The sequence below is a fragment of the Novosphingobium endophyticum genome, from assembly GCF_014640675.1.
Classification (GTDB): domain Bacteria; phylum Pseudomonadota; class Alphaproteobacteria; order Sphingomonadales; family Sphingomonadaceae; genus Novosphingobium; species Novosphingobium endophyticum.
The window spans coordinates 240,185-254,345 of the sequence record NZ_BMHK01000001.1 but is presented as its reverse complement, the minus strand read 5'-3'; the positions used below and the strand labels follow the sequence as shown (position 1 = coordinate 254,345).

Here is a 14,161-nt window from a genome sequence, read left to right as displayed (position 1 = left end):
ACAGGGCTGGTCGGTTCCAATTTTCGCGAAATTGACGGAAAAGGGGGTGTCGACTATCGGCCGTCCGATTCTTGCGTGGAATCGTCGATGCACTGACCGCTTCGTGCCGGCAGCCGTGTCTATCTGGAGGAGATAACATTGACCGCTACCCTTAGCTATCCGCTATCCCGTCAGGGAATAGCGACGAAGGCGCAGATTTTTGCGAACCTTGGCACTGCGCCACTGGTGGAACATGCGGTCAGCAACGGGGAGGGGATGCTTTCGGTTGATGGTCCTCTGGTCGTCGCCACTGGCAAGCACACCGGCCGGTCCGCAAAGGACAAGTTCATCGTCAAGGACGCCGAAACGCAAGACACCGTCTGGTGGGGCAAGACCAACGTTCCGATGACGCCCAAGCACTTCGCGGCGCTCAAGGAGGATTTCCTGAAGGCGGTGGCGGAGAAGGAGAAGCTCTACGTCGCGGACCTGTTCGGCGGCTCGCAGGCGGAGAACCGCGTCAACGTGCGCGTTATCAACGAACTTGCCTGGCACAACCTGTTCATCCGCACCCTGCTGGTGCGCCCGGCCAAGGATGAGCTGGAAGGGTTCGAGCCTGAATACACCATCATCGACCTGCCCAGCTTCCGCGCCGATCCGGCGCGCCACGGGTGCCGCACCGAGACTGTGATCGCGGTCAACTTCACGGAAAAGCTGATCCTGATCGGCGGCACCGCCTACGCGGGCGAGATGAAGAAATCCGTCTTCGGCATTCTCAACTACCTGCTGCCGGTGAAAGGCGTGATGCCCATGCACTGCTCGGCCAACATTGGCCCCGCTGGTGACACCGCCGTGTTCTTCGGCCTGTCGGGCACCGGCAAGACGACGCTTTCGGCCGATGCCAGCCGCACGCTGATCGGCGACGATGAGCATGGCTGGTCGGACACCGCAGTGTTCAACTTCGAAGGCGGCTGCTACGCCAAGATGATCCGCCTTTCGGCCGAGGCCGAGCCCGAGATCTTCGCGACCACCAAGCGATTCGGCACGGTGCTGGAGAACGTGGTGATCGATCTGGAAACCCGTCAGATCGACCTTGATGACAACTCACTGGCCGAAAACAGCCGTGGTTCCTATCCGATCGACTTCATTCCGAATTCCTCTGAAGAGAATCTCGGTCCGGTCCCGAAGAACATCATCTTCCTGACCGCCGATGCCTACGGCGTGCTGCCGCCGATCGCGCGGCTCACGCCAGACCAGGCGATGTACCACTTCCTCTCGGGCTACACCGCGCGTGTCGCCGGCACCGAGATCGGTGTGACCGAACCGGAAGCGACATTCTCGACCTGCTTCGGCGCGCCGTTCATGCCGCGCCACCCCACGGTCTACGGCAACCTGCTCAAGGAACGCATCGCCAAGGGCGGTGTGAAGTGCTGGCTGGTCAACACCGGCTGGTCTGGCGGCAAGGCGACGATGCCGGGCATCAAGCGCATGCCGATCAAGGCCACCCGCGCGCTGCTCAACGCCGCGCTCGACGGGAGCCTCAACGGCGCGGAGTTCAAGGAAGATCCTAACTTCGGCTTCGAGGTCCCGGTCGAGGTTCCGGGCGTCGATTCCAAGCTCCTCGACCCGCGTGGTGCATGGGCCGATCCCGCCGAGTACGACAAGACCGCGCAAACATTGGTCAAGCAGTTCATCGAGAACTTCGGGCAATTCGAAGCCCACGTCGACGAAAGCGTACGCAAGGCGGCGCCGGTCGCGGCCTGATCCGGGTCTGCCTGGACCCACAGTGAAAAAGGCTCCGGGACAAGATTCCGGAGCCTTTTTCATGTCTCGGGGCGCCCCAGGTGCCGCGCCCGGCCGACCGGGCATCGTCCGGGTGATCCTCTCCATCGGTCCGGTTGGAGGGACTCGCTAGGCAGCGATAGTGTATACTATCCAATGTGCATTCGGACGGGGAGTGAGGGTAAATGAGCGACGGTGATCTTCTCGATCTGGGGGGACAGGTGGCCGTGGTAACGGGTGCCGGTCAGAACGCGGGCCGCGCGATCGCGCTGGAACTGGCGCGTCACAACGCAGGCGGCATCGCCGTCAACGATTTCGTTGCGGAGCGCGCCGAGGCCGTGGCCGAGGAAGTGCGAGCGATGGGCGTGCCGGCGCTCGCCGTCCCGTTCGATGTCGGCGATCTAGATGCGATCAAGGCCGCCGATGCCGAGATCAAGGACAAGCTCGGAGCCGCGACGGTGCTGGTGAATAACGCCGGCATGGCCGGGCCGGGTGGCTCGCTGCGGCCCAGGCAGAATTTCTGGGAAGAAGATCCGGCCAATTGGGACCTATACCTGCGCACCAATCTTTACGGCGTGTACAACTGCTGCTTCGCCTTGATCCCGAACATGGTCGAGGCGAAGAGGGGCCGCATCGTCACGATCGTATCGGACTCGGGCCGCCTGGGGGAACCGAAACTGGCGGTCTACGCCTCGGCAAAGGCAGGCGCGCAGGGCTTCGTGCGTTCCATCGCCAAGGAACTGGGCCGCTACAACGTCACCTGCAATGCCGTTTCGCTCTCCGCGCTGATGCCAGACATGCCGGAGGAGAAACTGGCAGAATTCATGCAGACCGATCAGGCCAAGGCGATGATGTCGCGTTACACAATCCGTCGCTACGGCAAGTCGCGGGACGTGGCCGCGCTGGTTGCATTCCTCTGCTCGAACACGGCCGAGTGGATCACGGGCCAGACCTATCCGCTGAACGGAGGCTATGCACCGTCGATGTGACCGTGACTCGCGGTTTGCCGGTTGACGAAAGCGGCGGCGGACCCGACCTTGTCCCGACAGGATCATCCGGCAGGGGAGTTCAATGCCGTCACCAGCCTTTCACGCACCTGACACCGTGGAGGGCGCCATTGCCCTCCTTGCTGCCGATCCCCTGGCGCGGCCGCTCGGCGGCGGGACCGACCTGATCGTGCAGGTGCGATCGGGGCGCGTGACACCTTCATCCATTGTCGATCTGAAGCGGATCGGCGGACTCTCCGGGGTGCGCCGGGATGGTGAGGCTTTCGTGATTGGTGCGGCAACTCCGTGCACCTCGCTGAAGGACGATGCTCAGTTCAGCGCTGCCTGGCCCGGCGTGGTCGAGGCGGCGAACCTGATCGGCTCTGTCCAGGTTCGCAACCGTGCCACCATGGCCGGCAACCTGTGCAATGCCTCACCCGCCGCGGACAGCGTTCCGGCGCTGGTCGCGGCCGGCGCCACCTGCGTGATCGCGGGGCCTGCCGGCAGGCGCGAAGTCCCGGTTGAGGCGGTGCCGGTGGCGCCGGGCCGGACCTCTCTGGCCGCCGGCGAATTCGTGATTGAAATCAGGCTTCCCGCAGGCCGGCGGAGTGGATCGGATGCCTATCTGCGCTCTATCCCACGTACCGAGATGGACATCGCCGTCGTGGGCACCGCCGCCAATCTCGAGTTCGATGGCGAGGGCACCTGCACTTCGGCTCGCATCGCGCTTGGCGCCGTGGCTCCCACGGTCGTACTGGTCGAGGCGGCGGGCGCGGCGCTGATCCGCACCAGACTGGACGATGCGGCGCTTGATGCCATGGCCGAGGCGGTCAGGGCGGCCTGCGATCCCATCGACGATAAGCGCGGTACGATATCCTACCGCAAGGCCATGGCTGGCGTACTGGCAAGGCGTGCGGTCCGGATCGCCGCGGAGCGCGCGGGAGTGAAGGCATGAACAAGATCCACGTCAACTGCGCCGTCAATGGCGACGCCACCGAGTTCCTCTGCGATCCGGGGGCCACGTTGCTCGATGTCCTGCGGGATACGCTGGGTCTCACCGGTTCCAAGGAAGGTTGCGGTTCGGGCGACTGCGGGGCCTGCACCGTGGTGCTTGATGGCGAGATGGTCTGTTCCTGCCTCGTGCTCGCGCCTGAAGCGGAAGGGCGCTCCGTCGCCACCATCGAGGGCGTCGCCGAAGGCTCGGTGTTGCATCCCGTTCAGCAGAAATTCCTCGAACATGCCGCGCTCCAGTGCGGCTTCTGCACGCCGGGCTTCATCGTCGCGGCCAAGAACCTGCTGGACCGCAATCCCGATCCCACCGAAACCGAAGTGCGTTACTGGCTCGCCGGCAACCTGTGCCGCTGTACCGGCTACGACAAGATCGTGCGCGCGGTTCTGGCCGCCGCCGCCGAGCTTCGCCAGGAAAGGACGCCGGCATGCACGCGCCCGAGACAATGAAGCCTTTCCGTCATATCGGCACGCGCCCGGTGCGGCCGGATGGTGTGGACAAGGTCACCGGAAAAGCGCTGTACGGCCCGGACTTCAAGGCGCCAGGCATGCTCTGGGGCGCGATCCTGCGCAGTCCGCACCCGCACGCCCGCATTGTCTCGATAGACACGCGGGAGGCGGAAAGGCTGGCCGGCGTAAAGGCGGTGGCGACGGGCAGGGACTTTCCCACGTTGGAATCTCTCGTCATGCATGTGGGCGAGGGCGCTTCGGATATTGTCGATGTAGCGCACAATTGTCTGGCGCTGGACAAGGTGCTCTATGAGGGACACGCGGTTGCGGCCGTCGCGGCCACGTCGCCGGAAATCGCGCGCGATGCCCTTGCGTTGATCGAAGTGGAATACGACGTCCTGCCCTTTGTCCTCGGGCTGGAAGAAGCGCTCGCCCAGGATGCGCCGCTGCTTCACGACAATATGTTCACAAAGGGTGTGAAGCCCAGGCCGGACAAGCCCTCCAACGCCTCCATGCGGGTGGAAATGGGAGCGGGCGATATCGAGGCGGGGCTGGCGGGCGCGGCGGTCACGGTCGAGGGCCGCTACACCATGGAGCCCGTGCACCAGGGCTATATCGAGCCGCACGCCTGCGTGGCCTCCTGGAACGGAGACGGGCAGGCGCAGATCTGGTGTTCGAGCCAGGGCCATTTCTCCGTGCGCTCGCTGACAGCCTCTGTGCTGGCCATCCCGCAGTCGGACATCCGCGTCATGCCGCTGGAGATCGGAGGCGGCTTTGGCGGCAAGACAACGATCTATCTCGAGCCGGTGGCGATGATCCTCTCGCGCAAGTCGGGCCGTCCGGTGCGTCTGGCGATGAGCCGCGAGGAGGTGTTCCGCGCGAGCGGCCCGGCTCCCGGCGCAATCATCGACGTGCGCATCGGCGCCGACGCGGACGGCAGGCTCGTCGCGGCCGACGTAGAGTTCAAGTATCATTCGGGCGCCTATCCCGCGGTGGATGCCGGTGCGGGCGTGTCCAGTGCCATTGGCCACTACCGTATCGCCAACACGCGCGTTGTCGGCACGGAAGTTCTCTGCAATCGTCCCGCCGCCAAGGCCTACCGCGCGCCGGGCGCGCCGCAGGTCAACTTCGCCGTGGAAAGCGCGTTGGATGAACTGGCCGCCAGGCTGGGCATGGACCCGCTCGAACTGCGGTTGAAGAACGCCGCGAAGCCCGGCGATCCGCAAACCTCGGGCCTGCCTTGGGGCAAGATCGGCTGGATCGAATGCCTGGAAGCTGCCAAGGCCCATCCGCATTGGTCGTCGCCGCTCGGCCCGAACCAGGGGCGGGGCATCGCCGGGGGATACTGGGGCAATTACGGCGGTCCTTCGACGGTCAACCTAAGCGTGGCGGAGGACGGAACCTTCACTGTCGCCACCGGCAGCCCCGACATTGGCGGTAGCCGCGCATCGATGGCGATCATGGCGGCCGAAGTGCTCGACGTGCCTTACGAGCAGGTCCGCTGCGTCGTCGCCGACACCGCCTCTATCGGCGTTTCGATGGTTACCGGCGGCAGCCGCACGACTTTCGCGACCGGCATGGCCACGGTCGAGGCGGCCGGGGAAGTGAGGCACCTGCTGTGCCAGCGCGCGGCGCGGATATGGGGCGCCTCGCCCGAGCAGGTCCAGTGGCGTTCGGGAGAAGTCGTCTGTCTTTCGGGCGACAAGCAGGGCGAGACGATGTCCGTGGCGGACATCGCCTCTCGCTCGTTCCACTCGGGCGGGCCGATCGCAGCGGTCTCCGCCCTCAGTGCCAGGGGGTGGCTACCCGGCTTCGGTTTCCACATCTGCGATGTCGAAGTCGATCCCGAGACCGGTCACGTCGCCGTCGTGCGCTATACAGCGATCCAGGACGTGGGCCGCGCGATCCATGCCGACTACGTCGAGGGCCAGATCCAAGGCGGCGTGGCGCAGGGCATCGGCTGGGCTCTCAACGAAACGTACATCTACAATGAGGAAGGCCGGCTCGATAACCCCGGCTTTCTCGACTACCGCATGCCTGTCGCCTCCGACATGCCGATGATCGAAGCGGTCATGGTCGAAGTGCCCAATCCCGATCACCCTTTCGGCGTCAAGGGCGTGGGCGAAGTACCGATCGTGCCGCCGCTCGCTGCCGTGGCCAATGCGATCAAGGCGGCGACCGGCAAGCGCCTGAACTCGCTGCCGATGTCGCCGGAACGGGTCTACGCGGCGCTCCATCCCGAGGGGTGAAGGGCGCGTGACCGGCCATGCCTTGCGGATCATCATCATGCCGCCGTTCGACAAGGAGTTCTTCGGCACGGACCGGCTTTCGCTAGCCGCCGTCAACCTGTTCGACCTCATCGGCAAGCTTGACGCGCTGGCGCCGGGATTTGCCGCGATCGCCCAACCGCGCGTTCATCTCGCGGTCGACGGCGTGCTGGAAACGGACTGGACGCGTCCGCTTGCCGACGCGAGCGAAGTGATCGTGCTGCCGCGCGTGGGAGGAGGATAGGCCGGCCGATCCGGTTGGTGGCAGATTATCCAGGTGTTTCGCGCGCGACCGCCGGTCAGCGGTTCACGGCGATCACAGACCTTCGACTATGAACGTCTGATAGCCGGCGGCCTTGAGGCGGTGGGGAAGTGCCGCCTGGTAATCGGGGCTGTTGTACCAGGCCTTCGCGTCCTCGACGCTCGCAAACTCGATCATGACGACGCCATCTGGCGCTTCCCCCTCGAGCGGGATTGTAGTGCCATGAACGACCAGAGGTTTCAGGGGAACGGTTGGCGCCGTTTCGCGCGTCTTGCGCTGGTATTCGACCATCGCGGCTTCGTCGCGAACCGGTTCCGTGCGCAGGACGATCAGGTAGGCTGGCATGAAGGTACTCCGGTTTGACTGGCGAGAGAAGGGAGCGGAAGGCGTCAGTCGCTGCGACGGTGACCGGTTCAGCCGGCATCGAGCAGACGCTTGGCCTCGGCGATGTAGTCGATGTGGGCATCGATGTTGTTTCCGAGGCCTTTGCCCATCGAGGGCACGCAGCCGTGTGTGCCGCCCGCATCGCGAAAGGTGCGCAGGTGATCCGCGCATTCCTGGGGGGTGCGTGCGAACAGCGCGAGCAATTCGCGTCCATAGTCGCTCTCGTCGCGGTCCAACTCCTTAAGATGGAACCTGATCCGCTCCCACGCCTCAACCGCGGGGCCTCCGGGTGCGGCGAAAATGAAGCCGTCGCCGATCCTCGCGCCGCGTTCGTAGGCAGGCTCGCTGTTTCCACCTACCCAGAGAGGAATCTGTCGGCGCGGACGCGGGTTGATGCAGCCCCTGTCGACCCGGTCAAACCGCCCGTCGAACGTCACCAGAGGTTCGCTCCAAAGCCGGCGCAGCAAGTCGAACTGTTCCTCCAGCCGCTTGCCGCGCGTCTTGAAATCCTGCCCGAGCGCTTCGTACTCGACGTAGTTCCAACCGATTCCCATCCCCAGCCGCAGGCGTTCGTTCGAGAGCAGGTCCACATCCGCGGCTTGCTGAGCGACAAGAACGGTCTGGCGCTGGGGGAGCACCATAACGCCCGTGGCGAACTCCAGCTTTTCCGAAATCGCGGCCGCGAAGGCGAACAGCACGAAGGGATCGTGAAAGCTGTCCTTGTCGGTGTAGGGTCCCGTCAGCTTCGGTTCGCGGCCTTCGTGCGGTGTCTTGAGCACGTGGTCGTAGGCCATCATGTGCTTGTAGCCGAGTTCTTCGGCAGCCCTCACGAACTTGCGGATGGCCTTCGGATCGCCCGCCACTTCGGTCGTCGGATAGGATACGCCGATCTTCATACAGGTTCACCTCTCCCGTTGTTCCTTGGGGAACTCGTCTTGGGATCGCGCATAACAGCAGGGCAGTCCCCTAGCTATTCCAAACAATGTCGCGGGGTATGTGTTGCGGCTATGGGTAGGCCGCATCAGGATTCCCCGATCCCGCAGGCCCGGGCTGCGGACCAGGTGCCCTGCTGGATCAGCGCGCCGACTTCCTGGCGAATGAAACTTTCGACCTGCAACGAGGCTTTCGCCGCTTCTCCTTCAGGCTTCAGCGCCAGGAAAAGCTGCCGCGTCAGCCCGGGCTTCGTGATACGCACGAATGCCAGCCGGCCCATCGCCGCCTCGCGCGCGAAGGCGCAGTGCGGCAGGATTGCGTAACCAAGGCCGGCTTCCACAAGCTCCTTCATCAACTGGTGGGAATCGGCCTCGACCGCGATGTTGAGCTTTATCCTGGCCTTTGCCGCGCTGCTTTCGATCAGTTGGGTCAGGCCATGGACCGCACCGGGAAGGATGAGGGGGAGGTCCGCCAGACGCCTGAATTCGATCGTGGCCTCCCGAGCCACCTGCGATTGCGGAGGAGCAACAAGCATCAGCTCATCCTCCAGCAGGCGCGAAGCGTTGAGACCGGACGGAGTGGGGCCGTAAAGGATCCCGATGTCGAGCTCTCCCGATTGCATTCGCTCGAGCAGGTGCGCCGAGTTCGCATCGATGATCCGCAAGGAAACCTTGGGAGCATGTGTCGCCACCCGGCGAGCCATGCCTCCGGCCAGCATTTGTACGATCGTGGGAGGCATTCCCACCACGACGTGGCCGCCCGCCTCGGTCGGCAGAGAGCGAACTTCGTAGATCGCGTGGCCGATCTCGCGCAGCGGCCCCGCTATGCGGGCATAGAGCATTTCTCCCGCTTCGGTGAGGTGCATGCCGCGCGCGCCGCGCACGAACAGCGTGACGCCGAGTTCTTCTTCCAGCAGCCGCATCTGCCGGCTCAGCGAAGGCTGGGTAATCCGGACGCGATCGGACGCCTTTGAAAGCGAGCCCAGTTCGGCCACTTGTGCGAAATAGCCCAGTCGCTTGAAGTCCATGCCCTCTTGTTCCGCCTTGCCGCTATAGGCTGATCCTATACCCCGGGACACGCTTTGTCATGGCCAACCTTGGCGCAACCGCGATAGACTCGCATGAGGATGCGAATGGGCCCAGCCAAGCCTTCGCGAAGGAACAGATGGAACATTGCGCCCGTTCGAAAAGGTCTGGCGCGGATCATGGAGAACAAGATGAAGTTCGAGACCCCCGAGCTTACGCCTCGGATTGGCACTGAAATCATCGCCGACAAGGCCGAACTGCTCAAGGGCGGGTTGCGTGATGAAGTCCGTGAACTGCTCGAACAACGCGGCGTGCTGCTGTTCCGTGAAATCGGCATAACGGACGAGGAGCAACTGGAATTCGCCAGAACCCTTGGTGAAGTCATCCCGCAAGGTATCCGGGGTATCTACAAGATCAGCCTCGACCCGGAAGTCAACGACACTGCGGAATATCTGCACGGTACCTATTACTGGCACATCGACGGGGCCCAGGACGACGTGCCGACCCGCGCCTCGCTGCTCAGCGCGCGCGTCTTGTCGAAAGAGGGCGGACAGACGGAATTCGCCAATACCTATGCGGCCTATGAGGACCTGCCGGACGAGAAGAAGCGTCAAGTGGATGGGCTCAGGATCGTCCACAGCCAGGAATACATCCAGCGCGCGGTTGTGCCCAATCCCACGGAAACCCAGGTCGAGCGGTGGCGTGCGCTCGGCGTGAAGGTTCACCCGATGGCGTGGACCCACAAATCCGGGCGCAAGTCACTGGTGCTCGGCCTGACGGCCGGCCAGATCGAAGGCATGGAGCCTGAGGAGGGCCGCGCCCTTCTGGACGAGATGCAGGCGTGGACGACGCAGCCGCAGTTCGTCTATCGGCATGAATGGACCGTTGGCGACATGATCATCTGGGATAACACCGGGGTCATGCACCGGGTGGAGCCCTATCCGGCGGACAGCGGCCGCCTGCTGAGCCGCACGACACTGGAGGGCGAGGAGCCCATTCTCTGACGGGGCAGGCGCTAGAGGCCCTTGCAGCGCAGGCGCCCGCCCAGTTTGTGCCTCGGTTGCACGGTCGCAACGTTCGGCAATTCATTCGTCGGTGTCGGCTGCCTCCAGACGATTTCTCAAGCGCATCAGTCCTTCCACGTACGTGCGGGAAGGCGGACGGTGACCGTACGGCCGAGTTGCTCGGCGCTCTTGCCGACGGCGAACCCGTAAGTTCCCGGAGGCTGGGACCAGCCGCCATTTTCCCACTCGGCCAGGAGCCGCGGCTCGATGTCCAGTTTGACCGTCTGCGAGCCGCCGGGCGCAAGATCGACCCGCTGGAACCCGACCAGTCGCCGTTCTGTCTTGCCGTTGCGCGACACAAGATAGAGTTGAACCGCCGTCGCCCCCGCGCGGTCGCCGGTGTTGCGCACCGCTACCTCGGCCGTCTTGCCTGACACTTTCGGCGTCTCGAAGGCGAACTGCGTGTAGCTGAGACCGTGCCCGAACGCGAACAGTGGCTTGAAGCCCTTCTGCGCGTACCAGCGGTAGCCCACGTTCGAGCCTTCCGGGTAGGTGATCTCGAGCGTCTGCTCTTCCTCCGGTAGGTCATAGAGATCCCGCCCCTTGGCCTGGTCAATCATAGCGGCTCCCGGGAGCGTGGGATTCGGAAGCTGCGACACGGACGCCGGGAAAGTCACCGCAAGATGGCCGGACGGGTTGACCTGGCCCGACAGGACACGGGCAATCGCGTGCCCGCCCCGGTTGCCGGAGTACCATGCCGCCACAACGGCCGGGACCTTGTCGAGCCACGGCATGAGTACCGGGCCGCCAGTCTCGAGCACGACCGCCGTGCGCGGATTCGCGTCCGCCACGGCCTCGATCAAGGCATCCTGGTTGTCGGGCAGGTTGAGAGGGACGTCGTGCCCCTCTGCGGTGAACTGATCCGCGAACACAATGGCGATATCGGCATCGCCGGCGGCCTTCGCGGCGCGCGCCGGATCGGTGCCATCGTCAAAGTCGATCGTGGCCTGGGGAAACTGCTTCTTCAGCTCATCCAGGGGCGACGAAGGCATGTAGAGCCGCGTATGGTAGACGGGTTCACCGGGGATCGGCAGCCGCAATGACGCGCCACCCACCGGCCATACCTGCGAGGAGCCACCGCCTTGCGGCACACCCTTGTCCGCATGGGCGCCGACCACAAGGATGCGCTTGGCGTTCGCCGCGACCGGAAGGAGGTTGCCCTCGTTCTTGAGCAGCACGATGCCCTGTTCGGCGACCTTCTGCGCGAGATCGAGGTGCTGATCGAAATCGATCGGATTGCCCGGCTTCACAGGATCATCGGCCAGCCCGAGTGCGTAGATCGTGCGCAGGATGCGCGTCACCGAACGATCGATGTCCGCCTGCGTGACGGAACCCGAGGCCAGCGCTTCGCGCAGCGGCGTGCCGAAATACGCCGTCTTCCGTTCGTCATATGTCCTGCCGGACTCCTGATCAAGCCCCTGCCGGATCGAGACGCTGTGGACCGCACCCCAGTCTGACAGAACCCATCCCTTGAAGCCCCAGTCTCCGCGCAGCACGTCGTTGAGTATAAACGGATTCTCGCAGGCGTATTTGCTGTTCACCTTGTTGTATGAGCACATAACCGCGCCGGGCTGACCGATTTCGTGCGCCAGCTGAAATGCCAGGAGGTCGCTTTCCCGCATCTCAGGCTCATCCATCCGTACGTCCGCGAATGAGCGACCGGTTTCCTGGGCGTTGAGCAGGTAGTGCTTCACCGTCGACACGACGTGGTTCGACTGGATGCCTCGCACCGAGTACCCCGCAAGGACGCCCGAAAGCAGCGGATCTTCACTGAAATACTCGAAATTCCGCCCGTTGCGCGGCTCCCGGATCAGATTGACGCCGCCGGCAAGCAGGACATTGAACCCTTTCGCGCGGGTTTCTGCGCCCATGACGCGGCCCGCCTGCTCGATGAGCGAGGGATTCCATGTCGAGGCCATCAGCAGCGCTGAAGGCATGGCCGTGGCCTCGTCATTGCGGCGCATGAAGCCGCCCATGTTAGCAATGCCCAGGCTTGCGTCGCTCTCGGCCAGCGCCGGGATCCCGAGGCGGGGAACGCCCGGTACGAAGCCTGCGCCTGTCGGTACGTTCTCCGGTATCTGATCCTCGGGAACGCGGGGCGTGAGATAGCCCATCAGCATGCCGAGCTTTTCGTCCTCGGTCATCCGTGAAAGCGTGCTTGCGGCCCGATCATCCGGATTGCTCGGCTGGGCCGCGGCGGGAACCGCCAGCGCCGCGCCGAGAAGGAGAACAGCTGATATGCTTAGTTTCATGCACAATCCCTCGTTTGAGCGGCGGCCGTCCTGACGACGGAAATCCGCCGTATAGCAAGGATATTCGGCTGATGCGCGATATTCAAGAAAGGCGCCAGCCGGCGGTCAGTTCCATCAGCACCTCTCTGGCAGGGCGGTCGACCATGCCGATGCCGAGGCCGTCGATGCGGTAGATGATGTGCCCGCCTGGCTGCGCGTTGCTCGTGCCCCAATCGCCGAGGATCGCGTTGCCCGTCATGCCTGGCGCATGCGTGAGCGGCACCCCGGCGCGGGGGTGCCGAATGCGATGAGCCTTCCGGAAGGTGGCTCGCGATTCACGCCAGTACTTCCGGCTCCTGGACGTCGGTGGGACGGCTGCCCCACAGGGCATAGAAAATGATGTAAACTTCGCACACCACGGTCAGCCAGAAGCTGTTCTGCAGACCGATGGTGTCCGCCAGCCAGCCTTGGGCAACGACCAGCGCGCCTCCGGCGATGGCGGTAATCAGCAGCCCCGACCCTTCCTCGGTGAGCGGACCGAGGCCCTTGATGCCGAGCGCGAAGATGGTCGGGAACATGATCGAATGACCGAGGCCGACAAGCACGAGGCACCACATGGCGGCCGGGCCGTGGAGCGTCGCCGCGCCGATCATCACCACCATCGAGAACAGGGCGAAAACCGCCAGCGTGCGGTCCGCCGGGAAAACGCGCATGATGAAGGCGCCGGCAAATCGGCCGACCATCATCCCGCCCCAGAGCAAGACGAGGTAATTCGCGGCCTGGGCGGGCGTGATGCCGGCGATCTCGGGCAGGATCGCGAAGTTGATGAACAGGTTGGCGACGCCGATCTCGGCGATCAGATAGATGAAGATCGCCGGAATACCGAAGACAAGGTTGCGGTGCGACCAGAGCGAGAGATGCTTGCGTTCCTCGGCATTGGCCCTGCGGGTGCTGGCGCCCAAAGTCGGCAGCTTCGCGCGCCAGATGATGAGCGCAAGGATGACGAGGACGACAGCGACAAGGATGTACGGCAGCTGGGTCGCATGGGCATCGGCCAGACGTTGCTCCAGCGAAATTTCGGTACCCGCGAGCGCATTGCCTCCGACCGTGCGGCTGAGGATCAGGTAGCCGCCGAAGTAGGGCGCGAAGAACGTTCCCATCGAGTTGAAGGCCTGCACCAGCGTCAGGCGGGATTCCGCGCTCTCGGGCGGGCCGATCACCGCGACATAGGGATTGGCGGCAACTTGCAGCAGGGTGATGCCGCTGGCGATGATGAACAACGCGAACAGTGTCACGCCGTAGGACGGGATCTGGGCTGCCGGGACCATGCCCGCCGCGCCGATCGCCATCACGGCAAGGCCCACGATCAGGGCGTTCTTGTAGCCGATGCGCTCGATCAGGAACGCCGAGGGCATGCCCATTACGCCATAGGCGATGAACCAGACCGATTCGATCAGCGTCGTCTGCGTGTAATTGAGGTCGAACACGCTCCTCAGGTGCGGCAGCAGCGTATTGTTGATGACTGTGATGAAGCCCCACATGAAGAACAGGCTCGCAAGGAGCGCCAGGGACTTCTTGTAGGGGGCGGCCGGGCTGTGGCTCGCGGTGGGCATGGCTGCGGAAGGGGATGTTGGCACTGGCGATCCTCGATCTGATTTCTATTTGTACGAGTATATACGCCGCTCGAAGAGGTCAATCCACGAGGTGTCGTGACGCGCCAATGTCCGAGCGCCCCGATTTCCGATAGCCGTACGGCAGGGGTGGGCAGACCGGAACGGTGGCGCCAATCGCGG

13 protein-coding genes are annotated in these 14,161 nt (G+C 64.1%); 7 read left to right on the top strand and 6 right to left on the bottom strand.

Annotated elements, in window-relative coordinates; all coding sequences use genetic code 11:
* The first annotated feature begins 138 nt into the window (after positions 1-138).
* The 6 genes from IEX32_RS01115 to IEX32_RS01090 all read left to right on the top strand — a co-directional run bounded on the left by IEX32_RS01115 (position 139) and on the right by IEX32_RS01090 (position 6,713).
* Complete coding sequence (locus IEX32_RS01115; protein WP_188767352.1) at positions 139-1,740, top strand: phosphoenolpyruvate carboxykinase; 1,602 nt, start codon at positions 139-141, stop codon at positions 1,738-1,740.
* A gap of 203 nt (positions 1,741-1,943) precedes the next feature.
* Positions 1,944-2,747 carry an SDR family NAD(P)-dependent oxidoreductase gene (locus IEX32_RS01110; RefSeq protein ID WP_188767350.1) on the top strand — a complete coding sequence of 268 codons (804 nt, stop codon included), beginning with the start codon at positions 1,944-1,946 and terminating at the stop codon, positions 2,745-2,747.
* A gap of 82 nt (positions 2,748-2,829) precedes the next feature.
* Positions 2,830-3,699: an FAD binding domain-containing protein gene (locus IEX32_RS01105; RefSeq protein ID WP_188767348.1), complete on the top strand. Its 870-nt coding sequence runs from the start codon at positions 2,830-2,832 to the stop codon at positions 3,697-3,699.
* Positions 3,696-4,202 (top strand): (2Fe-2S)-binding protein, encoded by a 507-nt coding sequence (locus IEX32_RS01100; protein WP_188767346.1) that lies wholly within the window; start codon positions 3,696-3,698, stop codon positions 4,200-4,202. The genes IEX32_RS01105 and IEX32_RS01100 overlap by 4 nt, the downstream gene beginning before the upstream one ends.
* Positions 4,181-6,451 carry a xanthine dehydrogenase family protein molybdopterin-binding subunit gene (locus tag IEX32_RS01095; RefSeq protein WP_188767344.1) on the top strand — a complete coding sequence of 757 codons (2,271 nt, stop codon included), beginning with the start codon at positions 4,181-4,183 and terminating at the stop codon, positions 6,449-6,451. The genes IEX32_RS01100 and IEX32_RS01095 overlap by 22 nt, the downstream gene beginning before the upstream one ends.
* Before the next feature lie 7 nt (positions 6,452-6,458).
* The gene (locus IEX32_RS01090; RefSeq protein WP_188767343.1) at positions 6,459-6,713 is read left to right on the top strand and encodes a MoaD/ThiS family protein; all 255 of its coding nucleotides are present in this window, start codon (positions 6,459-6,461) and stop codon (positions 6,711-6,713) included.
* Positions 6,714-6,785: 72 nt separating this feature from the next.
* Here the strand turns inward: IEX32_RS01090 and IEX32_RS01085 are convergent, their stop codons facing one another.
* The 3 genes from IEX32_RS01085 to IEX32_RS01075 all read right to left on the bottom strand — a co-directional run bounded on the left by IEX32_RS01085 (position 6,786) and on the right by IEX32_RS01075 (position 9,075).
* Positions 6,786-7,076 (bottom strand): DUF1330 domain-containing protein, encoded by a 291-nt coding sequence (locus tag IEX32_RS01085; protein ID WP_188767342.1) that lies wholly within the window; start codon positions 7,074-7,076, stop codon positions 6,786-6,788.
* 68 nt (positions 7,077-7,144) lie between these two features.
* Positions 7,145-8,011: an LLM class F420-dependent oxidoreductase gene (locus IEX32_RS01080; RefSeq protein ID WP_188767341.1), complete on the bottom strand. Its 867-nt coding sequence runs from the start codon at positions 8,009-8,011 to the stop codon at positions 7,145-7,147.
* Positions 8,012-8,136: 125 nt separating this feature from the next.
* Positions 8,137-9,075: a LysR family transcriptional regulator gene (locus IEX32_RS01075; RefSeq protein WP_188767340.1), complete on the bottom strand. Its 939-nt coding sequence runs from the start codon at positions 9,073-9,075 to the stop codon at positions 8,137-8,139.
* A gap of 189 nt (positions 9,076-9,264) precedes the next feature.
* Between IEX32_RS01075 and IEX32_RS01070 the strand changes: the two genes are divergently transcribed.
* Positions 9,265-10,077: a TauD/TfdA dioxygenase family protein gene (locus IEX32_RS01070; protein ID WP_188767339.1), complete on the top strand. Its 813-nt coding sequence runs from the start codon at positions 9,265-9,267 to the stop codon at positions 10,075-10,077.
* A 125-nt stretch (positions 10,078-10,202) separates the two neighbouring features.
* Here IEX32_RS01070 and IEX32_RS01065 read toward each other — a convergent pair whose 3' ends face one another.
* From IEX32_RS01065 to IEX32_RS01055, 3 genes are all read right to left on the bottom strand, one after another.
* Positions 10,203-12,389 (bottom strand): glycoside hydrolase family 3 C-terminal domain-containing protein, encoded by a 2,187-nt coding sequence (locus IEX32_RS01065; protein WP_188767338.1) that lies wholly within the window; start codon positions 12,387-12,389, stop codon positions 10,203-10,205.
* 82 nt (positions 12,390-12,471) lie between these two features.
* Positions 12,472-12,627: a hypothetical protein gene (locus tag IEX32_RS01060; protein ID WP_188767337.1), complete on the bottom strand. Its 156-nt coding sequence runs from the start codon at positions 12,625-12,627 to the stop codon at positions 12,472-12,474.
* 76 nt (positions 12,628-12,703) lie between these two features.
* Complete coding sequence (locus IEX32_RS01055; RefSeq protein ID WP_188767583.1) at positions 12,704-13,981, bottom strand: sugar MFS transporter; 1,278 nt, start codon at positions 13,979-13,981, stop codon at positions 12,704-12,706.
* Between the last annotated feature and the right edge of the window lie 180 nt (positions 13,982-14,161).